The following is a 25613-nucleotide window of genomic DNA, read 5'->3' as shown; positions in this document are numbered from 1 at the left end:
TGAAAAAGGCCGGTCGCAACCGGCCTTTTTCATGGGATTCGACAGCGCGGATCAGTCAGGATCGGCGCCCAGCACCACGCCGCCACGCTCCTGGAAGAACAGGCGCTTCAACTCCAGGCCAGGATCGTCGGCCCGCATGAACGCCTCGCCAACCAGGAAGGCATAGACCTCGCTGACTTCCATCAGCTCCACGTCGGCCCGGTTGAGAATACCGCTCTCGGTGACCACCAGGCGGTCGCGGGGAATTTCCGGCAACAGGTCGAGGGTGGTTTCCAGGCTCACCTCGAAGGTGTGCAGGTTGCGGTTGTTGATGCCCACCAACGGCGTGTCCAGGGTCTTCAGCGCACGTTCCAGCTCGGTGCCGTCATGCACTTCGACCAGTACGTCGAGACCGACCGACTTGGCAGTCGCCGCCAGTTCGGCCATCAGCACGTCGTCCAGCGCCGAGACGATCAGCAGGATGCAGTCGGCACCGATCGCCCGCGCCTCGACGATCTGGTACGGATCGATCATGAAGTCCTTGCGGATCACCGGCAGCGCACAGGCGGCCCGCGCTTCCTTCAGATAGGCATCGGCGCCCTGGAAGAAGTCCACGTCGGTGAGCACCGACAGGCACGCCGCGCCACCCGCCTCGTAGCTGCGGGCTATCTCCGCCGGGACGAAGTGTTCGCGCAGCACGCCCTTGCTCGGCGATGCCTTCTTGATCTCGGCGATCACTGCCGGCTCCTTGCGCTTGGCCCGCTCCAGCAGAGCATTGGCGAAGCCGCGCGGCGCATCGGCGCTACGCGCCAGCCGCTCGACCTCGGCCAGGTTGACGCGCGCACGGCGCTCGGCGACCTCCTCGGCCTTGCGGGCGAGGATCTTCTGCAGAACCGTCGGCACACTCACTGTGCGTTCTCCTCTCTGTAAACGGCGGTGAAGGCCACCAGTTCGTCCATCTTCTCCCGTGCCAGCCCGGTGTGCAGGGCATCGTGGGCCAGTTGAATGCCCTCGTGCAGGCTGGTCGCCAGATCGGCAGCGTACAGTGCCGGGCCGGCATTCATCACGATCAGCTCGGCGGCCTTCTGCCCAGCCTCGGTCTTGCGCCGCCCCAAAGCGTCGCGGATCAGTTCCAGCGAGGCCTGCGGACTGTCGACCTCCAGCCCCATCAGGGTCTGGCTCTTGATCCCGAAGTCCTCGGGACGCACTTCGTACTCGCGTACCTCGCCGTCCTTCAACTCGGCAATGTGGGTCGCCGCGGCCAGACTGAACTCGTCCAGCCCGTCGCGCGAATGCACCACCAGCACATGCTCGCTGCCGAGACGCTTGAGCACTTCAGCCAGCGGCTTGCACAGTTCCTGGGTGAACACCCCGACCACCTGGTGCCTGACTCCCGCCGGGTTGGTCAGTGGGCCAAGCATGTTGAACAGAGTCCGCAAGCCCAGCTCGCGGCGCGGACCGGCGGCGTACTTCATCGCCTTGTGGTGGACCTGGGCGAACATGAACCCGACGCCGACGGTGTCGATGCAACGCGCCACCTGTTCGGAGGTCAGTTCCAGGTAGATGCCGGCGGCTTCCAGCAAGTCGGCGCTGCCGCTCTTGCCGGAGACCGCGCGGTTACCGTGTTTGGCGACCTTGCCGCCAGCGGCGGCGACCACGAAGGACGCCGCCGAGGATACGTTGAAGATGTTCGCGCCATCGCCGCCGGTGCCGACCACGTCGACCACATGCTTCAGCGTAGGCAACTGCACGCCGTCGGCCAGTTCGCGCATCACCGCCACCGCGCCGACGATCTCGTCGATGGTTTCGCTCTTCATCCGCATGCCCATCAGGAAGGCGCCGATCTGCGCGTCGGTGCACTGCCCGGTCATGATCTGGCGCATGACCGCCTGCATTTCCTCGGTGGTCAGGTCGAGCTGGTTGACGATGCGATTGAGGGCTCCCTTGATATCCATCTCAGTTGCCCTCCCCACGCACGCCGCCCTGCTGGCGGAGGAAGTTGGCCAGCAACTCGTGGCCCTGCTCGGTGAGGATGGACTCGGGATGGAACTGCACGCCCTCGACATTCAGGGTCTTGTGGCGTACTCCCATGATCTCGTCGAGCGATCCGTCGGCATGTTGGGTCCAGGCGGTGACCTCCAGGCACTCCGGCAGGCTCTCTCGCTGCACCACCAGCGAGTGGTAGCGCGTCACCGTCAGGGGATTGGCCAGGCCGGCGAACACGCCGAGGTCCTTGTGGTGGATCGGGCTGGTCTTGCCGTGCATCACCTGCCGCGCCCGCACCACTTCGCCGCCGAAGGCCTGGCCGATGCTCTGATGGCCAAGGCAGACACCGAGCAGCGGCAGCTTGCCGGCGAAGCGCTCGATAACGGCCAGCGAGACGCCGGCCTCGTTGGGGGTGCAGGGACCGGGGGAAAGGACGATGCGCTCGGGCGCCAGGGCCTCGATCTGTTCCACGCTCAGTTCGTCGTTGCGCACCACCTTGACCTCGGCCTTGAGTTCGCCGAAGTACTGCACCAGGTTGTAGGTGAAGGAGTCGTAGTTATCGATCATCAGCAGCATGCTGGCTGTAACCTCTTGATTTCATTCTTATGCGAATCGCATCACCCGGCTTTCGCCACACCCGTTTCCCGGCGTGCTCGCGGAGGAAGGGGGAGTGGATCGTTGGCATTATGCCTATGGAAAACGGGGGACGCAGGGAGACGGACCGGCCAGGCCGGCGAAGAAGAAGTCAGGCGCGCCAGCGCCAACGGGCGAATGCCTTGATGAGGGAGGTGATGATGCTGCTGAGGTGGATCACGATAGCGGTCTCACGGAGCCATGTTGGGGAACATAGCCCAGTGGGGAGGATGGGTGCAACAGCGGGATGTCGGGAAGAGCGCCGGCCGGAGCGGCCGGCGCAGGGGATGCTACTGTCAAGACAGGCTTCGGGGTGGCGCTGAAGCCTGCTTACATGGCGGGCGGGTTCAAGGAAGTGGATATCGCCCCTTGATCTCTTCTACCTTGGCGATCCAGTCAGAGTAGTCCGGCTCGGTGCCGGCCTTGATAGCGTCAAACTCGGCCTCGGTCTTGAGCGGGTCACTCTCCAGGCGGTAGGCATTTGCCCGCGCCGCGGCTGCGGCATCGTACTCAGCCTGCAAGCGTTCGGCGGCCTGCTGCTCGGGGGTTCTCAGTTGGCTCCAGTCAATGTTCATTTCGGTAGCTCCACAGGTCCGTCAACTTCCACCAAAATTGGTTCAATCTCGGCGCGATAAGCAGTCAGAATGTCTGCTGTCACTTGGTGGATGTAGCGTACGAGAAGAAAGTTGCTTCGAACCTCCACCTCTTGCAGGGGGGTTATGTTGATGTATGCCTCCGGAGGCAAGTACCCACCCACTGCAAGTGGAGAAAAATCGAACTCTACGCCGTCGATAGTCAACCGCAATCCGTTTACAGAAACCGAGCTTACCCGTTCTTGGCCAGGCAATCCGACTTGCAGGTCGGGTTTTAGCAAGAACTTCATTAGCGCCATCTCCCTACCGCGTTGACAGAACAGTCGATGAAGTTCCCAGAAGCCCAGCCACTCGATACGTAAGTAGGGCGCATGACTCGTACGTTGCACGCGCTAACAGTAGTAGCAGCGACCAATACCGGACCGAGTTGCTGGAACTGCAATGGATTGATATCCGACTGCTGACCTTGAATTAAAGTAGCGGTGACATTCGGGGGTTCGAAAAAGCTCATGGGGAACGTGTACTGGCGGGTCAAGATGTCTACCGCGCTGAATTCCAGACGGAGCTTCGCGTAGATAATCTGAGTGCCGTCGGCGAAACGCAGACTGGTGCCCACGTTGATAGCCGTGGTCCCGTTCTGCTGCATGACCGCACCGTTCGGAACATTCGACCCGTCAACAGATACCGTACCTACAAGCTGCTTATCCGAGAGTAGCCGCACCCATGCGCTCCAGTTGCCGGAGAGCTTCCGGCGGAAGTACATGAGGTCAGAGGTTCGCGGAATGAGCATCTGCACGGCGGTGCTCACATCGTACGGATGGTGGTAGAGCATGGATCCGATAGGGTTGATACCGTCGACCCCCGGCGGCAAGTTCGCCCAAGGCGACGCTCCGATACCGTAGAACCCGCATTCGTTCGGGACATTATTGGCGTCGCTGACAGCCCGCAGATTGGACATCGACTTCGGCATGCCACCAATAAAGCTCAGGGCATTCTCAGCAGTCGCTGCGGCGTTGAGTCCCCGCCCCACCGCCGTCATTCCCATGTCCGCCTGCGCTTGCGTGCCGGTATTGGACAGGGCCCACGGCTTTATGCCCGCAAGGGTCGCCCCCCAGTCCATCGCGATCTGGTTGAAACGATCTGATAGGTCCTTGTCGTAGCCCAGGATCGGCGCCACTGCATAGGGCTGGCCGCTGGCCGTGCTGCCCTGGTAGTTGGGTTTGATCGAGATGACCGTCGAACTGGCGACGTTTGTGACCTCGTACCAACAACCATCGGGGCCACGAAATGCATCGCCGACCCGGGCATTGGACGAGAACTGTGTGCCAGTACCGGTAACGGTCGGGCTATTTGCGGTCACCGCTACGGTGCCAGCGGAGTACCAAGACATTGGGAATATCCTCTTCGAAGGGAATGTAAAATTTAGAACCGCTACAAGCCAGTTACGTCAGCTACGGTCAATAGAGGACGACCACCCTGGTAATACCGTCCGGGAGCATTGCCCAGTTCCAGGCCATCAGAGGCGAAGAAGAACGCCACCTTCAGTATGTTGCCGTCAATAGAAACCATCTCTTCCAGAAGAGATGAGTGTGGGGAACCACCAGCAGGATATTCCTGTACATCGAGCCCCATACGTAGACTCGCGGTATTAACTGCATAAGTCCGCCCAGGAGGAAGAGTCCAAGTAGTTGTCGGCAGTTGCGCACTACCGTTACTATTTACAATAGCCGGAGGGCTGTACATGCCTGCAATACGTAGAGGTATCTGGTTCGTGTTGAAGGTTATATTGCCTGCTGTGTCGAAAGTTTGCAGGCCAAAATTACCACCAACCTGCATGCGGTCAAAGATGTAAACCATCAACTTACGAGTCATGCTCGGAATCCAGGCACAGTAGTATTGGAACCTCCACAAACCAGTCAAATACTCTACACGAGAATAGGCAAACTCTTTCGTGTACGGGTCGTTGTCCGAACGGTGCACGAAGAGCATCGGAGCTACCGGGGAAAACACATCCACAGTGAAGGTCAGAAAGCCAGTATGAGGATTGGCTACACCTAGAACCTCATGCTTTTCCCTGAAGCCATAAGACATCAGGTTAGCATCGAACTGGATGTTTCCGTTTTCATTGAAGCACTGGAACATATCAGTAAATCCCGTAGACGATCTTACAAGGCCAGCGAGTACCACCGCCTGTACCTGCGTAGAAGTCGTAGAAAACCCACTTCAGAGTTCCTCCACTAATTTCCACCATGGGATAGTTTGGGAAAGACCAATAGCCTGGGGGTGTGTAAGCAGACGGAAGTACAACAGCGAAAGGCTGACCACTTTCGAACATACTGACAGTCACCTGCCCGTTGTTTGTTCCCGTACTTTCGACGATGCCTAAGAGCTTAGCATAGGGAATATTGGTATCAACCATTACCCCCCCTGCACCATTAAACACTTGAAGACCAGCAAACATTTGGCAAGACCTCACTCAAAACCAAATTCCAAGTCTAATTCTAAGAACACTATCACCGTCATAAACCTGAACCAGCTGGTTAGTTATAGTAATTCGCCCCTGCCCAGGGACAGTTCCATTAATTTCAAACTGCCCTGACTTCGTCAGCCTCCAACCAGTCTGACCCGCAACATAGTTGTCTGACTGAATTGAACTACCAATTTTGGCATTAGTGATTGACCCATCCTGAATCATCGCGTTGTTGATGAACATCTGGCCACCAACGATCGAAACCGGCGCCACGGTCTGCCCGCTGGAACTGTTGAACCAGAGGAACCGATCAGCCTGGAACGCCATGGTCGTCACACTCGTACCGCTGTCGAAGCCCAGTTGCCAGCCAGCGGCATACTTCTGCCCGTTGGCATGCGCCTGGAGCTTCACGCTGTAGAGCGCCTTGACGTTGCCATCCAGCGAGGTAACCGCTTGAGATGTGGTCTGGATGTTCGCCTCGTTGGTCTCGGTGCGCGCACTGACGGTATCCACCCGCTGCCCCAGGGCGCTGTCCGCGTTGGCGCGGACGGTCTGTTCGGTGCTGATGGCCGAGGCGTTGCTCGCGACCTGGCCGGATAGCTGATCCAGGCGTTGGACGGTTACGGCATTGTTCGACGCAACGACCGACTCGACGGTGGCGATCCTGCCCTCCGCCGTCCCGGTCCGCGCCTCAAGCAAGCTCGTCCGCTTCGCCTGCGCTTCGTCCTCGTTCGCCCGCACGGTGACTTCGGTGGCAGCTCGGGCAATGGTGTCCCAGCCCTTCAGCGCATCCGCCTTCTCTCCGGTCGCCGGTTCCCCGCGGGCGGCAGCTTGCAGCACATCCAGATTCGATGCCGCTGCTTCGATCCTGCCGTCGAGTTCGCTGATTTCAGCGGTATGGCTCGCCACCTGCTGTGCCAGCCCGTTGGCGGTTTCCAGCGACTGGCCGATATCGGACCAGTAGGCCGCGTTCGGCGGCGCCGTCTTCGCCGGCACAGCCTTCAGTGCCTGGTACAACCGCTGCCCCTGTCGCACCATGTCGTTCTTCGCGTAGACCTTGGCCGGGTCGTACAGCAGAACGTCGGCGAGGTCGCCGACCTGCTTCTGCAAGCCCCCGATATCCACCTGCATCCGTTCGATATCGGAGAAGAACTGCTGGCCCAGCGCCGACTCGACGTACTCCTGGGTGATCAACTGGTTGTATTCGCTGGCGTCGCTGGAGCTGGTGCCGGTGACCCAGTTCGACCAGGCGCCGACGTTGCCGCTACGGTCGATCAAGCGACCGCGGAACGCCAGCCGTTCGCCGGCCGGTATCGGCGATACCAGGTGGGTATTGCCTGGGTAGGCGAACAGGCCCAGCGCCCGTGCGGTCTCCTCGCTGCCGCCGGGCGTGGCGGACTGCTGGATCTCGGTGTAAGCGGTGTCCGCCGCGCCGCTGGCCGGAAACCCCCACTCCAGGCCGATGCGCCAGGGGCCGGCCACGCAGCGTAGGTAGGCCAGCGCCGGCGGCGGTGTGGTCTTGCCCTCGAGAGCGGTTTCCACACTGCTGGCGTAGACCGAACCGACCTCCATCACGTTCAAGGCGCGTACCCGCACCAGGTAGCGACCGGCATAGATGCCCGGCACGTCGAAACCGAGCGCCGAGGTTCGCGGCACCCGCACCCAGTTGCCCGAGTCCTTGCGCCATTCGGCCTCGTAGGCCACCGCGTTCGGCGCGGCATCCCAGGAGGCCGACAGGCTGGTCACCGCCAACCCCTGGTCGACCTTGGTGAAAGCCTTGATCCGCACGTTCTGCGGCGGCGCCTGCACGCCCGGCGGAATGCTGGTGACCGGCGGCAGCTCGATGCGCGCACCGTTGTCGATGGCGTCGAACTTGCTCGCGTTGTGTTGCAGCGCGGTGATCTCGAAAAGATTGTCCTCCGGCCGGGTGATGCTCATGATGCGGAAGCGCTGGGTGGTCAGGCTGTTGCTCTGCAGCGCCCACTGCCCCTGGGGCCGAGGCGTCTCCGAATAGGCGGCGGTCACGCTCAGCACGCGGCCTACCACCGACTGGACGCTGCGCGCCTCGGCCTTGCCGTTCGGCAGGTTGACCAGCAGGCGATCGCCGGGTCGGGCCTCGACGTCGCGGTCGAGGGTCAGCGCGCGGCCATCCACCGCGCTCAGGCGTCCGCCGATCTGCTTGCCGGACTTGACCGGGTCGGCTACGGCGATGATCTTCCCCGGCGCCAGCCCACGGCCATCCATGCCGGTGCGGAAGGTCACCGCGTCCTGCTCCAGCTCCTCGGTCAGCAGCGCCCACTGGCCACGCCGCTGCGCCTCGCCCTCGGAGGTGCAGCCGATCGCGGTGATCTCCAACTGGCTGATGCCGTAGCGGCGCTGCGCGCGGTCATTGTTCACCGCTACCGGTTGGCTCTGGTAACCGTTGCCCGGATTGTCGTAGTTGACCAGGGCCAGGGTGTGGCGATCGCGCTGGCGGCTGCTGCTGTAGTTGAAGTGGCTGCCGTCGTCGCCACGCACGGTGTTCGACGGCGAGAAGGTGTAGGCCTCGTCCTCCGGCATGTCGGACACCGCCACCATTTCCGCGCCGGACCAGTAGGACATGCCGCGGAAGATCGCTGCCAGGTCGCGCAGCACGGTCCAGGCTTCGGCGCGACTCTGCAGGTACAGGTTGCAGCTGAAGCGCGGCTCCTGGCCGCCCTTGCCGTCGGGCACCGACTGGTCGCAGTACTGGGCGATGCGGTACAGCGACCACTTGTCGACCATGCTCGCGTCGATCCGCCGACCGAGGCCGAAGCGCTTGTGCAACACGATGTCGTACCAGTGCCAGGCCGGGTTGCTGGTCCAGGCCGACTTGAACGAGCCGTCCCAGGTGCCGCTGTAGCTACGGGTCTGCGGATCGTAGTTGCTCGGCACCCGCACCCGCCGGCCGCGCGCTTCCACCGATATCTGCGGAATGCTCTGGAACTGGCTGGCATCGAACTCGACGAACAGCAGCGCGGTGTTCGGGTAGCGCAGCTTGGCGTCGATCACCTCGGTGATCGCCTCGACACGCATGGTGTCGGCGATGCGGTTGTTGTTCTGGTTCGGCGTCAGGCGGCGCACGCGCACCTGCCAGCCGCTCCGCGCCTCCGGCAGGTCGACACGGTGGGAGCGCTCGTAGCGGCTGGTGGACTTGTCGTCCAGCGAAGCCTTCAGCGCTTCCTGCCAGGCACCGCCGTCGACGGCGATGTCGATCGCGTAGTCGATGCGGTAGCCGACCACGTCACCGTTTTCCTGCTGGCGCTGGATGGCCGGCCAGGACAGGCGCAGGCGCACCGCCGAGAGCTGGGTGTTGCTCACCGCGCGGACCCAGGGCGCGTCACTCTTGAGCTCGACGCCGACCGCCAGTTCGTTTTCCACGGCGGGCACACCGGCAATGTGTTCCTGGTCCACCGAGCCCGGACGGAACTCCCAGGTCACTCCGGGGAAGTTCACCGAGCCGTCCGCCGCCAGCAGCGGCGTATCGTCCAGGTAGATCGAACGGCCGTCGACGCCACCGTCGAACTCGCCTTCGCCCAGTGCCAGGAGAATCTTCGCCCGCGCGATTGAGCGCACCGAGTCCGGCATCTCCACCGGCTGGCGCGGCTTCTTGCTGCCACCCTTGTGGCCCGTGATGGTCTTGTTCATGACGTTCCTTCAGGCAAAAAAACGCCCGCGCATGGCGGGCCTGTTACGGCGTTGCCGGCTACAGCCGGTCCTCGGCATAGATGCCGGCGCTGATCACCGCGCCGCCGATGCGGCGCTTGCCGTAGAGCACGCCGACCGGATGGCCCTGGGCGATGGTGTTGACCGGGCCGCCGAAGGCATAGCTGGGGGCGTTCTCGGGGGCCTCTCGGCCCTTCAGACCCTTGGGTTGGGGGCTGAGCATCTGCATGACGCCGCCGAGCATCATGCTGGCGCCGGCAGAGATCAGAAACGTGCTTGTCCCGAGCGTAAGACTCGTTGCGAAGACACCTACGGCAATGAGTGCAGCTCCTAATACCGTCTGAAACAATCCGGACTGCTTGCTCCCGATCACCAACGGCACGATGCGGATATCCTCGCGTCCGCGCATGTCCAGTTGCTCGCCGGACAGGTTGGTACGCCCACGGAACACGGCGAAGGTCAGCCCTTTCGATTCCGCCTCGCGCATGAACGTCTCGAATCCCTCCATGGTGTGCTTCAGGGCACTCATCGCCTCGCGTACCGTGCCGCTTTCCAACAACCGGCCGTGCATGCGGCCGAAGCGCTTGCCCAGAACCCCGTATAGACGGATGGTGGTGAGGCCCTGACTCAGGGTGTCATTCATGGACCTGTTCCTCTCGTAAAGAGCCGATTCCGACGGCTCGCTTGAATATGTCGTTCACTGCGGCATCCGCGTATGCCGCAAGACCAGGCGCGTGCGTTCGATCCAGGGTCCGCCGAACACGTCTCGGGTCGACAGCCGTCCGTACAGGTGGTGCAGCAGGAACGGTCCGTCGCCGCCGAGCGCCTGGACCGGCTCGCTGTCCAGACGCCAGTCATTGCCCAGGTAGATGCCCGCGTGGTTCGGGTGCAGCGCCCTCCCGACCTGCATCACCAGCATGTCGCCGCGGCGGATTCCGGCCAGCGGCACCGGCCGGAATCCGGCCGCCGCATAGTGCTGCTCGTAGAGGCTCTCGCCGGTTTCCCACCAACCGTCGCGGCGCGGATAGTCCGGAAGCTCCAAACCTGCCTCGCGGCGGTACCAGTCGCGACAGAGGCTCCAGCAGTCGAGCACGCCGTGGGCGAACTCGCGGCCGAGCAGCGGCGCCCGATAGCCCTCCGGCGCTAGATGCGCGACATCGCCTTCCGGCCAGGACAGGATCACCCAGGGCAGACCATGCAGTTCGCAACTGACCCGATCGGCCATGCTCGGCGTGGCCGGAACGTCCGGGTGGCTGTGGACGATGGCCAGGACCTCGCCCTGGTCCTCGGCAGCGCACCAGTCCTGGTGATCGATCACGAAGTGCTCGCTGGGCGATCCGGCTGCGTTGCGACAGGCCACGTAGCGGCGTTGACGCACACCGCGAACGATCAGCCCGCAGCATTCGCGCGGATGCTCGCGGGCGGCGTGTGCGGCGATGGCCCGCTGCAGGCTGCGGCTCAGTTCCATGCTCACATCCTGACCAGGCCGGCGCCGGCGAAGCCGCCGTGGGACAGCGGGTTGTCCGCGCCGAAGCGCAGCTTGCAATCGCTGACCCGGCCGCCGCAGCGGTCCAGCGCCGGATCGTCCACCGGATTGCCGTCGGCATCGAACATCGCCGTACCGATGTAGTTGCAGTCCTGCCCGCGGTACTCGTTGGTGATGCACCAGTGGCACAGCGAGGTGATCTGGCGCGCCGGGATCTGCTGGCCCTGGAAATCCGGCGGAGCGGACAGCTCCCAGGTCACCTGGACGCTGTTCTCGGCGGTCTTCTGCTCGAGGAACCAGATGTTCAGGCGCTCCTGGGAGGGGTCGGCCTGCGGGTTGCCTTCGGCGAAGTTGGCCGCATCCAGGTAGTGCGCATAGGTCTCGCGCACGGTCAGGCGCGCGCCTACCAGGCCATCGAAGAACAGGCAGAGCGCGCTGATGCTGCCGTCGATGTTGCCCACGCTAAGGGTCGGCGAACTGGCCCGGCCGTCGCCGCGCTGCTCGAAGCCGCGCGCCTCCAGTGGCCAAGCTTGGTAGGCGTTGCCCTGCCAGTGGATCGGCCCCTGCTGCAGGTGGCCGTGGAAGCGCAGCATCTCGCCGCCGAACCCGGTGCAATCCAGGTCGAACAGGCGCACCAGCGCCCCAGGCTCGAGGGCCTGGTCATCGGCTGTGATGGTCATGCTTACCTCACGGATTGAAGACTTGCTGGAAGGTGGTGTTCAGGGTGAACACGCCGTTGCCGCGCGGCCGCAATTGCCAGCCCTGGGCGCGCACCCGTACCGGTTCGCCAGTGGGCAAGGTCCAGAGGAACGAGCGGTAGCCGCCGTGGCGCTTGAGGAAATCGCGGATCGGGCCGATCAGCGCGAGATCGCCGGTACGCGAAACCTGCCAGGTCTCGCTGAGGTTGTTCAGCCCGTCGCCGAGCGCCTGGCTGTAGCCGCCGCCGTACTGCACCTGACGTACCAGTTGGTTCGCCTGGCCGGCGGAATCGATCGAGATGTCCCAGGTAAAGCGTTCCAGATCAGCCATTCACCATCCTCCATACCAGGCCGCCGGGGCGCAGCTCCTGCGCCACCACGTTGCGCGCGGCATCGTTGATCATTCCCGCCAGCTGCTGTCCCGTACCGTCGTCGCCGCTGGCCGTCGCCGCGCCCTCGCGGCCACCGCCCAGGCTGACGCTGGTGGAGAAATTGAAGACGTTGCCCCCCTCGCCGCCGCCGAGCGCGCGCACGCCGAGCACGCCATCGGAACCGCGACTCAGCGGCATGATGGCTTCCGGCCCACGCTCGCCGATCAGCGCCGGACGACCGCCGGCCATGCTGAACAGCGCCGGCGCGCTCTGGATGCCATCGTTGAAGGCACCGCCCCTGGCGAACCCAGGCATGCCTCCGGCGCGTTGCTTGCTGACCCAATTGGCCATGTCCGAGCCGGTATAGTCGGAAATCCGCGAGCCCGCCGTTGCGCCGCTACCGAAGAACCCGCTGACCGCACCGACGATGCTGCCGATGATCTGCAGCGTCGCCTGCCGCGCGGCGATCCGCGCCATATCCTGGATCACCGAGTCGGCGAAATCCTTGAACGACAGCTTGCCCGTGGTGGCAAAGGTGAACAGGGCGTTCTCCATATTGGTGAAGGCGTTGGTAAACAGCATGTCCATCATTCCCGAGACGTCCTGCGCCTGGTCGCGCAGGCTCGCCCAGGAGGCGTCCATCTGTTCGACCCAACTGCCCACCGGCTTGCCAGCGGCCGAAGCCCCTCCAGCCGAGACCTTGGAACCGTCCCCGGTCTGCCCGGAAGCAGTGGCCACCATCGCGCCGACATCCATCGCCGCTGCCGGCATTGGCGCGGCACCCTGGGCCGCGGGAGCGCCCGCTGCCGCTTGTCCCGCAGCTGCGCGGGCCTTTTCCAGTAGCGAGGTATAGGGCTTCTGGCTGGCCAGTTGCGCCTCGGTGATGCCGGCCTTGCCATTCATCCAGCCGAACAATCCGTCCAGGGCGAGCATTGAAAGCTGCCGCGCGGCGATCCGGGCGACATCGTCGATCACCGTCTTGGCGAAGTTGCTCAAGGACAGCTTTCCGCTAGTGGCGAAATTGAACAGCGACTTCTCGAGCTTCTCCGACGCATTCCTGAACAGCTCGTCGGTCATCCCGGAGATATCCTGCAGGGGCGCGCGGTAGGCGCCCCAGACACTGTTCATCTGCAACAGCCACTGCTTGAAGACCTGCGACTGGAGCGACGGCTGTTCCTTCTCGTCGTCGCCAGCCTTCGCCTGTCCCTTGCCCGCCTTGTCGTCGACCTTGGGCTTCTCGGTACCGACGCTGGCGACCCAGCCAAACAGCCCGTCCAGCAGCATCAGGGTCATCTGCCGCGAGGCGAGGCGCGCAGCATCGGCGTAGGCGGCCTTGCCCACGTTGGCAAGCGACAGCTTGCCGGTCTCGCTGAGATTGAGCAGCGCCTTGTCGAGCTTGTCGGAAGAGTTCTTCAGTAGTGCTTCGTTGAGCTTGGACAGATCCTGGAGTGGTTCGCGATAGCTCTTCCAGGCTTCGCCCAGCTCCTTCTGCCGGGTCTTCCACTCGGCCAGTACCTTGTCCTGGGCGCTCTGCACAGGCTTCTTGGCCTGACCCGCCTGGCGACTGGTCCTGCCCAGCATGTCCAGCGCCTGGTCCAGCACGCTGCTGGCAATCAGTGCCGAACTGTCCAGGCTTTTGCCGATAGCCTTGCCAGCCTTTTCCGCGCGCGCCTCCATGGCGCGCATTTTCTGATCGTTGATCCTGCCAACCTTGTCCATCCCGGCCCTGTACCCTTCGCTGCGAAGGACCAGGTCGAGCGTCAGGCTGCCGTCGGTATTCGTGGCCATGATTCATGTCTTCCAGAAAAAGACCCCGCCGCAGCGGGGTGGCCTGTCATGCCCATTGATCCATCGCCTGGTGCAGCGAAAGGGGCTGGAGAGCCATATGCGGACGGAACGCGTCGGGATCGGCGTCCGCTCCCAGCGCATGCCCGAGCAACGCAGCGATCCGAGCCAGCGCAAGCTCCAGCCGGTGTCCCGGATGGAGCGAGCCGCGCTTGTTCAGATAGGCGACCCAGGCGCGGTACTCGGCGTAGCTGAGCCGCTCCTTGGCCTCGGCAATGGTCGACCCGCCGACGCCGTTCAGCACCAGTTCGTGCCAAACCTCGTCGGCGGGGGTCAGTTTTTTTCCGCGTCCTCGACCCGGTTGACCTCGCCGACCGCCTGCAGCAGCAGGAAGCCCAGCGCCGGGTCGAGGTCGTAGGCCTGTTCGTAGGTCAGGCTTTCCTCTCCCGTCTCGCCCAGGCGAATGCATTCGGCGAGGTAGCGCGCGTTGCGGCTCTGCTGGTCGCCTTCGGCGGAGAACAGGCGCTCCACCGCGCCAAAACTGTTGCGTCGGACGAACACCTGGAAGGTGTCGCTGACCGCCTTCTTCCTGCCGGCGGGAACGCGGGTCCAGCTAATCTCCTTGCGCACCAGCGCCGACTCGATGAAACCGCCCGCCGCACGAAGTTCGTTGAGATTCATCTACGCGCTCCTCAAGCCGACTTCGGCGTCCACTTGCCGGCGCCGGAACGCTGGATGGTGGCCTGGGTAGCGACCAGCGTGTTGCTGGCGAAATCGAAGGGGAAGTCACTGACGTAGCCTTCGAAGGTGAACCAGGTGCGCGCCGGCGGCAGCACGAAATCGTCGCCTTCGGTGCTGACGGTCGGCTTTACGTCGATTCCGTCGGACCAGCCGATGGCCCACTTGACGCTCGTCTCGCCATCTTTCTCGGACAGCTGGAACAATCGAACGTGACTGGCCAGGCGTGGATCGGCGTTGATGCCGAGTGTCGCCTGGCCAGGGGTGCGCAGGCCTTTCTTGTACTTGCGCGAAGTGTCGCTCAGGCACGGGTCTTCGATCTGGTCGGCCGGATTGCCGCCCGGGTTGAACGAGGTCACGCCTTCGATCTCCAGGACGGTAGCGGCACCGGTACCGGATACCGGCGGAACCAGGGCGTAGATCTGGGTACCTTGAGTCAGGATGGACATGGAAAACTCTCCTTTATGCACATGAAAAGACCCGCACCAGGCGGGTCGTCTGGCCCCGTCCCCAGGACGGTCGGCCGTGGCGCGGTACGCGGTCGGCGAGGAGCCTCCACGTCCCGAGCCGTTGTCGGATGCAAACGAAAAAGCCCGGCACACGGGCCGGGCTCTGAGGTTGCAGGTGACATCCCTTGGGGGGACACACCTGTACAAGCATGACTACGTTGTACCGGCCGATTCCCGGCTCAACAACGCTGCGGAATCAATACACGGCAATATGCGCCGGACACACGTCCATCGACGTCCATATGCGCCCAGTGTCTCAGCGGCAGGCACGCAATGCCGCCTGCAATTCGAGTTCATAGCCCTGCCGCTGGCGGCGCTCGGCGAGCAATGCGCGAACCTTGGCCTGCAGCGAATCGCCGGCCTTCAGCGTGGCGCCGGCCCAGCTCGGCGGGCGCACGTCAGGTACACGGCAGGGCACTGCCAGGGGAACCTCGACGCGCACTGGGCGAGGTGTCGTCGGTGAGGCTGCGCAGCCCGCGAAAAGCAGACAAAGCCCCAGCAGGAGACGAGTCATAGTCCCAGCTCCCGGTCGATCGCCGCACCTGCCGCCTGGCAGTCCGTGCCAAAGTCGGGTTCTTGGAGCAGACGCACGGCCGCGGCATACTGCTCCGCGGCTTGCGCCCTGGCCTCGCCGAGTGCCTGCTCGGCATCCTTCGCGCGCCTCTCGGCGCTCGCCCGCACCGCCGCCAGCGCGCGCTGCTGCTCATCGAGCAAAGCCTCGAGCTGGCCGCTGGCGACGCGGCTGGCAGTCAGTTGGCCCAGGGCCTCCTCCAGTTGCGGACGATAATGGCGGGCAACCAGGCCGCCGCCGAGCAAGGCGCCGGCCAGCAGGACCAGCAACACGGCCGGCAGGAGCAGAGCGAGCCGGCTCATGACAGCACCGCCCTGGCCCGCTGCCACAACGCCAGGCGCTCCGCCTGGCCATTCAGGCCGCCGTTGATGCGGCGGGTGATGGCAGCGAACTCGCCGCGGTCGGCCAGCTCGTTGAGCCCGTGACCGGCCCACCACCAGGCGGCGCTGCGGGCCGCCGGCACGGGCTGCTCCAGGCGCCAGGGCTCGGCTTCCAGCGGCTCGCCGAGGGCCTCGCCGACCAACCGGTAGTTGGCACGCCCGGTGATTTGTAGCAAGCCACGCCCGCGAAAGCGCCAGCCATCGCCGGACGCTTCGTCGCCATTGCCGTTGCGCGTGGCGTAGGTGTTGTCGGCAATCGCCTGCGGATTGCGCGCCAGCCGCAAGGCCAACGCGTTGGGCTGCCCGTCGGGGCCGAGATAGCGGCTCGGCCAGGTCGCCGCCAAGCCTTGGGCGCTGTAATTGAGGTTCTCCACCAGCCGGGTCAACTGGCTGCTTTCGTGGCCGACCTGGGCGAGAAACGCGGCACGCCGCGCCGGTGTGTCGATCTCCCTCTCGTCCATGGCCCGTTGCAACGCCGCAACGAAAACGCCCGCGACGAGGCGGGCGTTGGGAAAAATGCGCAGCAATTGCTGCTCGGTCAGTTTCATCGATCCTCCTGCACTCCGATGGGTTTCAGGCGTCACCCCTTGCCGCCTCGGCCGCCGTTGCATTGCACGACAGTGGTCCATCCGCTGGAGCTGTAGGTGTGCTCCACCGAGTCGATCAGGAACTCGCCGTCGATTCCCGCCTTGAAGCCTTGGAGCAGCAGGCTGCGCTCGGCGAACAGGTCGCCACGCCCTGGCAGCTCCAGGCGCACACTGGCACTGGAGCGGCTGAAGCTCGCCAGGCGAGCCTTCGCCGCCTGCTCGGCCTCTCCACGGCTGGCATAGAGATGCCGGTCGACATGCTCGCCCGTAGCCGTAGCCGGTGCCTTCGGGTTCTTCAGCTCGACGCTCTTGACCTCGCCGCTGCCGAGCAATTGGTAGCGGGTCTTCACCGTTCTCATCAGGCTGCGGTCGTCGTAGGTAACGTCGAAGCTGCCGACGTCAGCACGTCCCAACACCAAAGGTTCGATCCGACGCCCCGTGGCGCTCTGCCCGCTCTGTCGCGGCAGCACCATGAGCATGCCCTCGGCCAGCTTGGCGGTGCAGTCGTATTGGCGCGCCAGACGGGTGACGAAGTGGTAGTCGGACTCGTTGACCTGGTCGACCCGGGCGATCGCCACCTGCAACGGACACTCCACGCGCCAGCCGTTGCGTGCGCCAACATCGCGGCAGACCTGAGCCAGGGTAGTGCCCTCCCAACCTCCGCTGCGTATCGTCTTGCCACTGCCGCGCATGTCGCCGGCCTTGGCAGTGACGGTCAGGCAGTCCGGCGGACCAGCCCACTGCAAGGTGTCCACGGTAAAGCGTCCCATGCGCATCAGTGGCTCGCCGGCATAGCCGAGATGAACCTCCAGCACCGCACCGCGCCTGGGTAAGGCCACCTGTCCATCGCGATCGTCGATCCTCAAGGTCAGGCTGTCGGACTCCATGCCCGGCTTGTCCAGCAGGGTCAGCTTGAGCAGGCGGTCATTCAGCCGCTGGGTGACGTCGGTGCCGTCGGCAACGATACGGAAACTCGGTTGCACCTGGTTTCTCCAGAAAAGAAAAACCCCGCCAAGGCGGGGTTGCGGGTGAGCGGTCGATCAATCCCACAGGCGCACCTGTTCGACATTGACCACCGGCATGTCAGGGAAACTGATCAGCAAGCCGGCGCGGAATGGCTGCTGCTCATCGGCCAGCCCGGGATTGGCGTCGAGGGTCGCCTCGACGCAGCCCAACAGATGGCCATAGACGTGGTAGCAGAGGCTGTCCAGCATGTCGCCGTCAGCGGTTCGGCAGGTCGTCGCCATAGCGCTTGAACTCCAGGTCGAAGGTTTGTTTGCGGGGAGCGCCGTTGCCCAGTAGGGCGCTCTGGTTCTCGCTGATCCGCACCAGACACCAGAGGCCCATCTGCACCTCGCCGTAGCCGCTGCTCAGGATCAGCGGCTCACGCCGCTCCGCCAACCGGCGCAGCGCTTCGAGCTGCTCCAGACCGACGACCTTTTCCTGGTTACCTACCTGTCGACGCAGCGGGAATACCGCACCCTTGAGCAGGATGCTCTCCTCGCCCATGCCGACGCTCTGCAGCGCCGGCCGCCGACCCAGGCGCACCTGCCCGCTCCAGTTGTAGGCACTGTTGCGCTGCAGGGCGTCGAAGGCGGCAGTATTCAGGTTGAAGTAGAACGGTTGGGCATTGGCGGTCAGCGGCTGCAGTACCAGCAGGTGCGGCAAGGGCGCTGCGGCCTCGCTCGGGGGCGTCGCCGAGGGTGCCAGCAGCCACGACGGCAGCACCCCCGCCAGCGTCGGACTGATGTCGCCAGCGACCTTGCCGACCGCCTGCGCGGCACTGTTCACCTGCACCTTCAGCGCATCCAGGCGTTCGTCGATACCAAGCAACGCCCGGCTCGCCCGGTCATAGGTGGAGACCACGCGGTTCACCTTGCCCTGCGCCTGGCCGATGCCGCGCATGGCACGCTGCAGCCGGGCAGCCATTTCCGGCGATACGCCGGGCAGGTTCTCCAGCTCCGCGGCTGCGCCGCGGATCTCGCTGATCGCGCCGTTCACCGGAGCGACCACCTTGTCCAGACTCTTGCGTCCGGACTCGCCGGCGCGACCCAGGTACCTCAGGCCGGCCTGCAATTGTTCCAGATATGCCATGGGGACTCCTTAAACCATCGCCGGGTCGTAGAGGCTGCGCCGCTGCCGCTCGTCGGCGAAGTCGACAAGCATGCGTTGCAGGTAGGGCAGCAGCTCGTCGGCCAGGCGCTGCGGCTCGTGCACGTTGCCTTGCACCGTCAGGTTGATCTGCGGCGCGAAGGTCCAGTTGGGCGCAGCCGCGACGGGTCCGGCCTGTGGTACGGCCACCGCCGGCTTGTTGTCCGAGGCCGCCGGCGGATCGCCAGCCAGACTGCGCCCCAGGCGCCCCCCCAGTTCGCTACCGCCCCAGGCGCCGATAGCGCCGCCAACCAATCCACCGATCAGCGTACCGACCACCGGCACCACCGAGCCGATGCTCGCTCCCAGAGCGGCGCCAGCCAGGGAACCAGCCAGGGAGCCACCTGCCTCGCCATAGGCAACGGTCTTTTCGCTCTCCGACAGGTCGCTGGAGTAGACCTCAGCAACATCGATCAACGACGAGGCCACTTGCAGCGGCGCGTTGCGTATGGGCAAACGCGACAGGCGCGGCAGCTTTCCTGCCATCGCCCCCAAGCCTCCTCCAGCCGAGAAGCCAAGGGATGGAAGGGAGCGGGCCTTCAGCCCACCGCCCTTGCCTCTCTTCCTGCGTGGTGTTTGACCGCGCTTTCGTTGTGCTGGCCTCCTCGCGGACTCCAGCGTAGAGTCGCCTCCCGGCACCGGCCAGTTGGTAACGAACACGCGCTGTATTTCGCTACCACCCGATACCCGGCCTGCACCCCGTTCGATCAGGTCGCCGACGGCAGCGGTCCCTCGCCGACCGAGCCGACCGCCACGCAGCACGTCGATAGCGCCGCGCCCTCCCTTGTAGGCGAGATACCCGGATAACACCGCACCTGCGGCGGCGGTAAGACCGGCCGTCGTCCGCGGATAGGCTTCGAGCAGCTCCGCAGTCGACTCGCCGAGTACCGCGCTCCCCTTGGCCAGGTTGTCCAGATATGGATTCAGGGCGCTGCCCAAAGCGGTCTGCGCCCTCTCCCAACTGTCGCTGGAAGCCTTCCACAGCTCCTGGGACATCCCCTTGCGACGCTGCGCATCGCGCTCCGAAGAGCCTACGGAAGACTGCTGGGATTCGAGCAAGCCCTGGAACTCGCCGCGCGACGCTCGATAGGCTTCAAGCGCCGGCGACGCCGCACCGGCGCTGAGCTTGCCGCCCTTATCCCGATAGCGCGCAGCCAGCTCCAGGTTGGCCTCCAGCAGACTCGCTCCGTCCTTGCGCAGCGCTTCCAGGTCCCGGTCGTAGTCCTGGCCATAAGCGCGTTTCAAGCTGCCGCTGCTGACGAACTCCAGCCAGGCCTTCATCCGCACGTCCGCTTTGTCTGGCGTGGTGTTCTTTGCCTGAATCTCCAGCAAGGCCCCCAGTGCACCGACATCGCCGGCCGTGGCCTCTCCCGCATTGCCCAGCGCTGACAACAAGACAGGCAGGCGACGCGCCAGGGCCTCACTGCCAACTCTGCCTTTACCCAGGACGACCAGGCGGTCGAGGGAGGCGGACAATTGCTCTGGCGAGTCCGAACCCTGGGCCAGTTGCAACGCTCGAACCAGCCCCGCAGCCTCGGCTGAAGCAATCCCTTGGCCAAAGCCGAAGCGGCCCGCCAGTCCCAGATTCATTTGCGCGGCGGCGAACCCCATGCCGGTGGCGTTCAAGTGCTCCAGCATGTCCAGCGTCGCCGTGCGTCCCAGGCCGCTCTGGCTGGCACTGTCCTGGATCAGGGATGCCAAGGCTGGCTCCCGGCCGACGTCCAGGCCGTTGCGGATCGCCAGGTCGCGCAACCGCGCTTGATAACCGGCAGCCGTCTTGCTGGCTTCCACGACCAGTCCAGAAAATGCGCTAGCCAATGGCATTGCCTGGCTGGCCTGCTCCAGCCGTTGCAGGCCGCGGACCTGCATATCCAGGCCACGCTGCATCTCGCCCAGTCGAGCGTAGGCATCGCCCGCGGCCCTGGCCTCGATGCCGAGTCGCTTCAGTTGCTCCTGGCGTTCGCCAAGCTGCCGGGCATGCTCAGCAACGCCGCGGTCCCCGACCTTGCGCATATCGGCGAGTTCTCGCTCCAGGCGTATGGCGTCTCCCAGCACATCTCTCAGGCTGGACGCCTGGCGGGAACGTTCCTGGAGACTGTCGAGCCGTGCCTTGACGGTCTCGAATGCCTTGCCCAAGGAGGGGTCGGCGATGCCGCCGATGGAGACCACCAGGTCCATGTCTTTACTCATGACGGTTCGTCTCGTCTGTTATCGATGTCCGCCTCCGCGGACCTACTGAAGTAGCGCGGGCGCCGCTCGCCTGGCGGACGGCGCCGTCGCTCACTCCTCGCCCTCGGCGAGCCACCAGAGCAGGTCGCCCAGGGTCATGCGCTCCAGTTCGCTGGCCTGGAAGCCCAGCTCAATGGCCAGGCGCCTCGCCAGTTGACGCATACGCGAAGGTGTCGTCCGTGTCGTCTTGCACCAGGCGAAAGTAGGCGCCTTGCAGCCGCTGGTAGTCGCTCAGCTTCAGCCCCTCCAGGTCCTGGCGGCTGACCTGTGCCAGCGAGGCGAACAGTTGCAGTTCGCGCTCCTCGGCATCGTCGCCGGCCACCTTGCCGGCCAGGCGGATATCACGCACGGTGGGTGCACGCAGGGTCAGCGTGTCGACGCTGACCCCGTTGCACTGTGCCGGACGCGAGAGACGAACGAGGGCGGCGTCAGCATCCAGCGTCAGCCAGCCCGGCAGTCGATTCTCTTGGGTCATGTCCGGAGCTCCTCTTACAGGCCGAGGTCGTTGCGCATGCCGGCCAACTGGTCGACACCGTTGATCGCACGGACACCGTTGACCGGATCGATCTCGTAGACCTCGCGGCCATCGACTTCCAGCTTGTAGTAGCTGACCGCAACGGCGTACTTGAACTCGGCTTTCTCGCCGGCCTTCCAGTCGCCCGGGTCGACTTCCTTGAGCAGGCCGCGCAGGGTAGCCACCACTGGCACGCTGGCGCCCTTCTGGCCCTTGAAGGAGCCGCGGAACACGCCATTGAAAGCGCTCTGGTCGGCCAGGCCGAAGAAATTCAGTGCTTCTCGGCGGGCACCGTTGGTCGAGAACTTGGCCTCCATCGCCTCCAGGCCCATGTCGATGGATACCGGCGCATCCATGCCGCCGGCACGGTATTGCTCGGTCTTCACAGCCAGCTTGGGCAGGGTCAGGGATGGCACGTCACCGGCGAAGCTCACGCCGTCGATGAACAGGTTGGTATTGGTCAGGGTTTGCGGAATCATCACGGGCGCTCCTTAGGCGACATCCAGAACTTCGGTGAGCCACTGATCGGTCACCTCGACACGGAAATTGGGGTTCTCGGCAGGCGGCACATCGGTGAAGCGGATGTTCCAGTACACCTTGCCCTGGGCCAGCTGGCTGGCGCTGTTCAGGTCCGGGTCGGCATAGACCTCGAAGTTGATCACCGCGCCCTGGTTCTTCAGATCGCGCATGAAGGCGCGCAGGCCCTCGGTGACATCCTTCACGTAGGTCTTGGTGATGCCGCGGTCCACCGCCCACTTGTGCCCGGCGAGGATCGCATCCATCACCAGGTCCATGGTCCGAACGCGGGTGACGAAAGCCCACTTGCTGTCGCTGGACAAGGTGCGATTGCCCCACAGGCGATAGCCATCGTCGCGAATGATCGTGGCGATATTGGCGTTGTTGAGCAGGTTGGCGCGACAGGTCTCATCACCGTCGAGGAACTCCACCGGACGGCTGGTGCCGGTGATGCCCTTGATCTCCTTGTTCGACGGCGAGGACCAGAAGCCGTACTCGGCGTCGGTCCAGGCGAACAGGCCGGCGGCGTAGGCCGAAGCCGGGGCCTTGCGTGCGGCATTGGTGGCGCTGTCCCAAACCTGCACGCCCGGGTCGACCATGAACAGGCGCTTGCTGCCGAAGTTCTTGGCGTAGGCGACGGCCGCCTCGTCGGTGCTATTGGGGCCATCGAGAATGGCGATGGCCCGCAGTTTCTCGGCCAGCCCGTCCATGGCGGTGGCCACCGCTTGCTGGGCCGAATGACCCGGCGCAACTAGTAGACGCGGCTGAGCATTGAAGCGGCTCTTGCCGTCTAGCAGAGCCTGAAGTCCGGTGCGCTCGCCGGCGGCGCTGACACCACCTATGACGGCGCTGGCCTGGGCCTCGGGAGTCTCCGCGGCTTCCACGCCCACCGCCACGATCACGGCCTGGGCACGGTTATAGATGGCCTCGCAGGCCAGGTAGATAGACGAGCCGATGCCGAACGCCGCGGCGGCGTCCTTCTTGCTGGTGAGCAGCACCGGAACGTTGGGCTTGGCGCTTGCCTGCGCCCCCGGCGTGAACACATCGCAGAGGCCGATGACGGAGCTGGCCGGCAGCGCGATGGTGCGCGCACCGATATCGACGTTGGTTACCGTAACGCCGTGGAAGAAACTCATAGGTAGATCTCCATTAATGAAAAACCCCGCACGGGGCGGGGTTCAGGGGGTGATGAGCGATTGGAGCCAGGCAGGCGGCTCGGGCCTTGCGTTCAGGTCGGGAAACTCCGCGGCAATAGGCCAGTCGCGAAGAACGGCGCGATAGAGAGTTAGCTCACGAAGCTGCTCCTGGCTCAGAGTCGTAGTTTTTCCCAGGTCCTGCTCGTCACGATGCCGAGCGAGAGGCCCGTCGGTGAGCTGTAACTGCCGGTCGCGCCAGATGCGTTCCCGTTGGACGAGAATGTCCTTGGCCGGAGCCGGCGGATCGACGCAGATAGGGCGACCGGTGTGGTCCGTGACAATTCGTTTCCCTTCGCTCTGCGCACGAAGAAGAGCCTGGTACTCGGCGTCTTCGAGAGGATGCATTTCATCCTCCAGAGGCATGCGGGACCCATGAATTTCCTTCGAATAAAAGCCGCCCGTGGCGGCATGGAAAAAAATCATTTTCACCTCAATAGCCGATGGCCATCACTCTGATGCCATAGTTTTGAGCCAGTCCGTAGTACTCGGAGGAAACGATCACACATCCCGTGTTGCTGACGCTGACATCGGCGACCGTAACGGTCGACGCGGACGTCGCTGGTCGCCCCACCTCCTTGACCGTCGGTACGACATGCAGACAGGCGCTAGGGAATGCGATCGGGAACGTCAAGGTACGATCAATTATTCCACCGGGATGATCTCCTACGTTCACCTGCATCCACTGGACGATCAGACCGGTATCGTTGTCCTTCCACCAACCATTGAGCGCCCGGCTCGCCGTGGCCGGCACTCCGGCACCAATGTTGTTGCGTGCTCCGGCCGCTGTATTGGCGCCAAGGCCACCACGAGCGAGAGGCAAGATGCCGGAGGTGATCTGGCTGGTATCGTGGTTATGCCCTGAGGGCGGGAAAGTTGCCGGCTTACCCGGCAAAGCCGCCCAGGTAAATCCCGCCTTTGGCAGGTAGCTGGCCGGATCGAAGTTTCCATCGTCCCAGTTCTGCCGCCACGGACGCCAAGAGCCCGCATAGCAGCAGCGCGAATATGTGCTTCCGTTGAGTGTTACGTAGGTCTGATAGATATGGTCTGCATGTGCGCGGTAGACAATCAGCAAACCGGCCAGCCCCACGGGATAGTTAGCTCCACCCGCCGCCCATTCCGATGTCGATTGCAACCACCATCCGGAATTGACGAAGCTGTTTATATTGACGCCATTTCCAATGGCCCCGTCAGTCGTCTTCGTGAAGGAACCTCCAATGTCGCAGCGCTGCCAGGGCAACCACTCCCGGATGCTAGGGTTGGCCGCGTAGGACACCCGTACATACATCTCAGATGTAGCGTTGTAGCTCGTTGCAATCTGCGAAGCATTGCCGTTCTGATCCGGATAGAACATCGACTGGATGTAGAAGTATCGTCCGGCAACAGGTCCGTTCGCATGATTGGTCAGCATCAACGGCACGGTCGCGGTGTTCGGATCGCTACTGTTCGAGACAGCAGTAGCCAACCCGCGCGCGAATACCGGCAAACGCTGCTCGGCCAGCACCCCGCTGACCAGCTTCGACGCATCCAGCCCGGGAATGTCCGTCGCCGCCAGCGCCATTCCAGCAGTCACCCTTCCCTTCGTATCCACGGTCACCTTCGGATAGCTGCCCGCCGCCACACCGGTAGCGGAAAGACTCAGCGGCGCAGAAACATTGGCACTGCCGTCGAAGGTCACCGACCAGGAGGCATCGCCACTGGCTGCCAGGCTGCGCGGTGCGGCCAGCCTGCTGGATGACACGGCGTTGCCATCGACTCGCAGCGCATCGGTGATGCCATAGCCGGCCAGGGTGGTGGCCTTGTTCGCTTTCTGCGCCAGTTTTCCGTCGGTATCGGCCTTGGTATAGGCATCTCCGATCGCATAGCCGGCCAGGGTGGTCGGATTGCTGCCCTGGGTGACCACCCCGTTGGCGTTCACCGTGACCGAACGATAGCTGCCCGCCGTCACGCCGGAAGGCGCCAGGCCAATGCTGCGGTCGGCAGAAAGATCGCCCCCACCGAGCAGGCCATTGCCAGCCAGGATCTTGCGGCCCTTGAAATCGGCAGCGACCTTTTCCTTCACCCAGTCCTGAGTGGCGTAGATGATGCCGTTGTCGATCAGCAGCTGGACATTCTCCAGGCCGGAGAGCGCGATGTTCACCCGAATGGTCTGGGTCCGCGCACTGCCACTTTCCATTGCAGCCTTGTAGCTGGGCGGGCAGTTGGATACCGCGACGAACTTGCCGTCGGCATCCTGCAGGCCGATCTCGCGGATCCAGAAGCCACCTACCTCAACTGGCAGCACCACCTCGGCAACCAAGGTATTGGCGTTCTTGTCGGAAACGAACAGCCGATTCAGCTGGGCCCGATGGCGTTGGTTGATCAGGCTCTTCTGCGCCGCAGAAGGCAATGGATCCGGCGTGTCGCCCGGCGCACCGCCGGCATCGCCGATCAGCATATGAGTCGGCTGCCATTTCTTGCCTGCTGCGCTGGCCGTAGCCAGCGCAGCGGCACCTATGTCGGTGAGCAGGCCACCGTATTTTGGAGTATTGGTCGTCATG

The 25613-nt window shown here is 64.0% G+C and carries 29 protein-coding genes; all 29 read right to left on the bottom strand.

Annotated features, from left to right (window positions below; all coding sequences use genetic code 11):
• Nucleotides 1-51 precede the first annotated feature (51 nt).
• Entirely contained in the window at nucleotides 52-888 is an 837-nt protein-coding gene (gene trpC / locus FHW81_RS29435; RefSeq protein ID WP_003085205.1) for an indole-3-glycerol phosphate synthase TrpC, read from the bottom strand.
• Nucleotides 885-1934 carry an anthranilate phosphoribosyltransferase gene (gene trpD / locus FHW81_RS29430; RefSeq protein ID WP_003085203.1) on the bottom strand — a complete coding sequence of 350 codons (1050 nt, stop codon included), beginning with the start codon at nucleotides 1932-1934 and terminating at the stop codon, nucleotides 885-887. The genes trpC and trpD overlap by 4 nt, the downstream gene beginning before the upstream one ends.
• 1 nt (nucleotide 1935) lies before the next feature.
• Nucleotides 1936-2541 carry an aminodeoxychorismate/anthranilate synthase component II gene (locus FHW81_RS29425; protein WP_023091406.1) on the bottom strand — a complete coding sequence of 202 codons (606 nt, stop codon included), beginning with the start codon at nucleotides 2539-2541 and terminating at the stop codon, nucleotides 1936-1938.
• Nucleotides 2542-2945: 404 nt separating this feature from the next.
• On the bottom strand, nucleotides 2946-3173 hold the full coding sequence (locus tag FHW81_RS29420; RefSeq protein WP_003129222.1) for a hypothetical protein: 228 nt from the start codon (nucleotides 3171-3173) through the stop codon (nucleotides 2946-2948).
• On the bottom strand, nucleotides 3170-3481 hold the full coding sequence (locus tag FHW81_RS29415) for a hypothetical protein (protein WP_031772097.1): 312 nt from the start codon (nucleotides 3479-3481) through the stop codon (nucleotides 3170-3172). The genes FHW81_RS29420 and FHW81_RS29415 overlap by 4 nt, the downstream gene beginning before the upstream one ends.
• A complete protein-coding gene (locus tag FHW81_RS29410) occupies nucleotides 3481-4581 on the bottom strand; it encodes a pyocin knob domain-containing protein (RefSeq protein WP_023091407.1) in 1101 nt (366 codons plus the stop codon). The genes FHW81_RS29415 and FHW81_RS29410 overlap by 1 nt, the downstream gene beginning before the upstream one ends.
• A gap of 41 nt (nucleotides 4582-4622) precedes the next feature.
• On the bottom strand, nucleotides 4623-5333 hold the full coding sequence (locus FHW81_RS29405) for a hypothetical protein (protein ID WP_023091408.1): 711 nt from the start codon (nucleotides 5331-5333) through the stop codon (nucleotides 4623-4625).
• Nucleotide 5334: 1 nt separating this feature from the next.
• Nucleotides 5335-5652, bottom strand: a complete 318-nt coding sequence (locus tag FHW81_RS29400) for a hypothetical protein (RefSeq protein ID WP_124120567.1) — start codon at nucleotides 5650-5652, stop codon at nucleotides 5335-5337.
• Between the two features lie 15 nt (nucleotides 5653-5667).
• Nucleotides 5668-9327, bottom strand: a complete 3660-nt coding sequence (locus FHW81_RS29395; RefSeq protein WP_023091409.1) for a phage tail protein — start codon at nucleotides 9325-9327, stop codon at nucleotides 5668-5670.
• A 58-nt stretch (nucleotides 9328-9385) separates the two neighbouring features.
• Complete coding sequence (locus FHW81_RS29390) at nucleotides 9386-9988, bottom strand: tail assembly protein (RefSeq protein WP_003118924.1); 603 nt, start codon at nucleotides 9986-9988, stop codon at nucleotides 9386-9388.
• Between the two features lie 54 nt (nucleotides 9989-10042).
• Entirely contained in the window at nucleotides 10043-10813 is a 771-nt protein-coding gene (locus FHW81_RS29385; RefSeq protein WP_003113184.1) for a C40 family peptidase, read from the bottom strand.
• A 2-nt stretch (nucleotides 10814-10815) separates the two neighbouring features.
• Complete coding sequence (locus FHW81_RS29380; RefSeq protein WP_023091410.1) at nucleotides 10816-11511, bottom strand: phage minor tail protein L; 696 nt, start codon at nucleotides 11509-11511, stop codon at nucleotides 10816-10818.
• 7 nt (nucleotides 11512-11518) lie between these two features.
• A complete protein-coding gene (locus FHW81_RS29375; RefSeq protein ID WP_003113186.1) occupies nucleotides 11519-11860 on the bottom strand; it encodes a phage tail protein in 342 nt (113 codons plus the stop codon).
• Nucleotides 11853-13688 carry a phage tail tape measure protein gene (locus tag FHW81_RS29370; protein WP_003113187.1) on the bottom strand — a complete coding sequence of 612 codons (1836 nt, stop codon included), beginning with the start codon at nucleotides 13686-13688 and terminating at the stop codon, nucleotides 11853-11855. Before FHW81_RS29370 ends, FHW81_RS29375 begins: the two co-directional genes overlap by 8 nt.
• A 46-nt stretch (nucleotides 13689-13734) precedes the next feature.
• Nucleotides 13735-13989 (bottom strand): hypothetical protein, encoded by a 255-nt coding sequence (locus FHW81_RS29365; RefSeq protein WP_003113188.1) that lies wholly within the window; start codon nucleotides 13987-13989, stop codon nucleotides 13735-13737.
• Nucleotides 13990-14018: 29 nt separating this feature from the next.
• A complete protein-coding gene (locus tag FHW81_RS29360; protein WP_004352265.1) occupies nucleotides 14019-14366 on the bottom strand; it encodes a phage tail assembly chaperone family protein, TAC in 348 nt (115 codons plus the stop codon).
• 11 nt (nucleotides 14367-14377) lie between these two features.
• Nucleotides 14378-14872, bottom strand: a complete 495-nt coding sequence (locus FHW81_RS29355; RefSeq protein ID WP_003113190.1) for a phage tail tube protein — start codon at nucleotides 14870-14872, stop codon at nucleotides 14378-14380.
• A 316-nt stretch (nucleotides 14873-15188) separates the two neighbouring features.
• Nucleotides 15189-15446 carry a hypothetical protein gene (locus tag FHW81_RS29350; protein ID WP_003118919.1) on the bottom strand — a complete coding sequence of 86 codons (258 nt, stop codon included), beginning with the start codon at nucleotides 15444-15446 and terminating at the stop codon, nucleotides 15189-15191.
• The gene (locus tag FHW81_RS29345; RefSeq protein ID WP_014602438.1) at nucleotides 15443-15805 is read right to left on the bottom strand and encodes a hypothetical protein; all 363 of its coding nucleotides are present in this window, start codon (nucleotides 15803-15805) and stop codon (nucleotides 15443-15445) included. Before FHW81_RS29345 ends, FHW81_RS29350 begins: the two co-directional genes overlap by 4 nt.
• Complete coding sequence (locus FHW81_RS29340; RefSeq protein WP_003085188.1) at nucleotides 15802-16431, bottom strand: glycoside hydrolase family 19 protein; 630 nt, start codon at nucleotides 16429-16431, stop codon at nucleotides 15802-15804. Before FHW81_RS29340 ends, FHW81_RS29345 begins: the two co-directional genes overlap by 4 nt.
• A gap of 32 nt (nucleotides 16432-16463) precedes the next feature.
• Nucleotides 16464-17453, bottom strand: coding sequence for a phage late control D family protein (locus tag FHW81_RS29335; protein ID WP_034071690.1), 990 nt, complete (start codon nucleotides 17451-17453; stop codon nucleotides 16464-16466).
• A gap of 57 nt (nucleotides 17454-17510) precedes the next feature.
• Nucleotides 17511-17717, bottom strand: coding sequence for a tail protein X (locus FHW81_RS29330; RefSeq protein WP_003101635.1), 207 nt, complete (start codon nucleotides 17715-17717; stop codon nucleotides 17511-17513).
• The gene (locus tag FHW81_RS29325; protein WP_003085182.1) at nucleotides 17692-18564 is read right to left on the bottom strand and encodes a phage tail protein; all 873 of its coding nucleotides are present in this window, start codon (nucleotides 18562-18564) and stop codon (nucleotides 17692-17694) included. Before FHW81_RS29325 ends, FHW81_RS29330 begins: the two co-directional genes overlap by 26 nt.
• A 9-nt stretch (nucleotides 18565-18573) precedes the next feature.
• On the bottom strand, nucleotides 18574-20811 hold the full coding sequence (locus FHW81_RS29320) for a phage tail tape measure protein (RefSeq protein ID WP_106120594.1): 2238 nt from the start codon (nucleotides 20809-20811) through the stop codon (nucleotides 18574-18576).
• A 169-nt stretch (nucleotides 20812-20980) separates the two neighbouring features.
• Entirely contained in the window at nucleotides 20981-21325 is a 345-nt protein-coding gene (locus tag FHW81_RS29315; protein WP_003085178.1) for a phage tail assembly protein, read from the bottom strand.
• A 14-nt stretch (nucleotides 21326-21339) separates the two neighbouring features.
• On the bottom strand, nucleotides 21340-21843 hold the full coding sequence (locus tag FHW81_RS29310; protein ID WP_003085175.1) for a phage major tail tube protein: 504 nt from the start codon (nucleotides 21841-21843) through the stop codon (nucleotides 21340-21342).
• Between the two features lie 12 nt (nucleotides 21844-21855).
• The gene (locus FHW81_RS29305) at nucleotides 21856-23016 is read right to left on the bottom strand and encodes a phage tail sheath subtilisin-like domain-containing protein (protein ID WP_003109051.1); all 1161 of its coding nucleotides are present in this window, start codon (nucleotides 23014-23016) and stop codon (nucleotides 21856-21858) included.
• Nucleotides 23017-23058: 42 nt separating this feature from the next.
• A complete protein-coding gene (locus tag FHW81_RS29300) occupies nucleotides 23059-23499 on the bottom strand; it encodes a hypothetical protein (protein ID WP_016852415.1) in 441 nt (146 codons plus the stop codon).
• Between the two features lie 7 nt (nucleotides 23500-23506).
• A complete protein-coding gene (locus FHW81_RS29295) occupies nucleotides 23507-25612 on the bottom strand; it encodes a phage tail protein (protein WP_106120593.1) in 2106 nt (701 codons plus the stop codon).
• Nucleotide 25613 lies beyond the last annotated feature (1 nt).

Source organism: Pseudomonas sp. RC10-4-2 (genome assembly GCF_050433085.1).
Taxonomy (GTDB): domain Bacteria; phylum Pseudomonadota; class Gammaproteobacteria; order Pseudomonadales; family Pseudomonadaceae; genus Pseudomonas; species Pseudomonas aeruginosa.
Note: the sequence above shows the minus strand (reverse complement) of the source record. Positions and strands in the feature narration are given on the sequence as shown.

Bases quoted from the DNA above. Each gene is read 5' to 3' on its own strand.
- FHW81_RS29370 (WP_003113187.1), bottom strand. From the start codon at position 13,688: ATGGCCACGAATACCGACGGCAGCCTGACGCTCGACCTGGTCCTTCGC.
- FHW81_RS29330 (WP_003101635.1), bottom strand. From the start codon at position 17,717: ATGGCGACGACCTGCCGAACCGCTGACGGCGACATGCTGGACAGCCTC.
- FHW81_RS29345 (WP_014602438.1), bottom strand. From the start codon at position 15,805: ATGAGCCGGCTCGCTCTGCTCCTGCCGGCCGTGTTGCTGGTCCTGCTG.
- FHW81_RS29320 (WP_106120594.1), bottom strand. From the start codon at position 20,811: ATGAGTAAAGACATGGACCTGGTGGTCTCCATCGGCGGCATCGCCGAC.
- FHW81_RS29300 (WP_016852415.1), bottom strand. From the start codon at position 23,499: ATGATTTTTTTCCATGCCGCCACGGGCGGCTTTTATTCGAAGGAAATT.
- FHW81_RS29385 (WP_003113184.1), bottom strand. From the start codon at position 10,813: ATGGAACTGAGCCGCAGCCTGCAGCGGGCCATCGCCGCACACGCCGCC.
- FHW81_RS29420 (WP_003129222.1), bottom strand. From the start codon at position 3,173: ATGAACATTGACTGGAGCCAACTGAGAACCCCCGAGCAGCAGGCCGCC.
- FHW81_RS29415 (WP_031772097.1), bottom strand. From the start codon at position 3,481: ATGAAGTTCTTGCTAAAACCCGACCTGCAAGTCGGATTGCCTGGCCAA.
- FHW81_RS29375 (WP_003113186.1), bottom strand. From the start codon at position 11,860: ATGGCTGATCTGGAACGCTTTACCTGGGACATCTCGATCGATTCCGCC.
- FHW81_RS29405 (WP_023091408.1), bottom strand. From the start codon at position 5,333: ATGTTCCAGTGCTTCAATGAAAACGGAAACATCCAGTTCGATGCTAAC.
- FHW81_RS29425 (WP_023091406.1), bottom strand. From the start codon at position 2,541: ATGCTGCTGATGATCGATAACTACGACTCCTTCACCTACAACCTGGTG.
- FHW81_RS29305 (WP_003109051.1), bottom strand. From the start codon at position 23,016: ATGAGTTTCTTCCACGGCGTTACGGTAACCAACGTCGATATCGGTGCG.
- FHW81_RS29315 (WP_003085178.1), bottom strand. From the start codon at position 21,325: ATGACCCAAGAGAATCGACTGCCGGGCTGGCTGACGCTGGATGCTGAC.
- FHW81_RS29395 (WP_023091409.1), bottom strand. From the start codon at position 9,327: ATGAACAAGACCATCACGGGCCACAAGGGTGGCAGCAAGAAGCCGCGC.
- FHW81_RS29400 (WP_124120567.1), bottom strand. From the start codon at position 5,652: ATGTTTGCTGGTCTTCAAGTGTTTAATGGTGCAGGGGGGGTAATGGTT.
- FHW81_RS29410 (WP_023091407.1), bottom strand. From the start codon at position 4,581: ATGTCTTGGTACTCCGCTGGCACCGTAGCGGTGACCGCAAATAGCCCG.
- FHW81_RS29380 (WP_023091410.1), bottom strand. From the start codon at position 11,511: ATGACCATCACAGCCGATGACCAGGCCCTCGAGCCTGGGGCGCTGGTG.
- FHW81_RS29325 (WP_003085182.1), bottom strand. From the start codon at position 18,564: ATGGCATATCTGGAACAATTGCAGGCCGGCCTGAGGTACCTGGGTCGC.
- FHW81_RS29310 (WP_003085175.1), bottom strand. From the start codon at position 21,843: ATGATTCCGCAAACCCTGACCAATACCAACCTGTTCATCGACGGCGTG.
- FHW81_RS29295 (WP_106120593.1), bottom strand. From the start codon at position 25,612: ATGACGACCAATACTCCAAAATACGGTGGCCTGCTCACCGACATAGGT.
- FHW81_RS29350 (WP_003118919.1), bottom strand. From the start codon at position 15,446: ATGACTCGTCTCCTGCTGGGGCTTTGTCTGCTTTTCGCGGGCTGCGCA.
- trpD (WP_003085203.1), bottom strand. From the start codon at position 1,934: ATGGATATCAAGGGAGCCCTCAATCGCATCGTCAACCAGCTCGACCTG.
- FHW81_RS29390 (WP_003118924.1), bottom strand. From the start codon at position 9,988: ATGAATGACACCCTGAGTCAGGGCCTCACCACCATCCGTCTATACGGG.
- FHW81_RS29340 (WP_003085188.1), bottom strand. From the start codon at position 16,431: ATGAAACTGACCGAGCAGCAATTGCTGCGCATTTTTCCCAACGCCCGC.
- FHW81_RS29360 (WP_004352265.1), bottom strand. From the start codon at position 14,366: ATGAATCTCAACGAACTTCGTGCGGCGGGCGGTTTCATCGAGTCGGCG.
- FHW81_RS29355 (WP_003113190.1), bottom strand. From the start codon at position 14,872: ATGTCCATCCTGACTCAAGGTACCCAGATCTACGCCCTGGTTCCGCCG.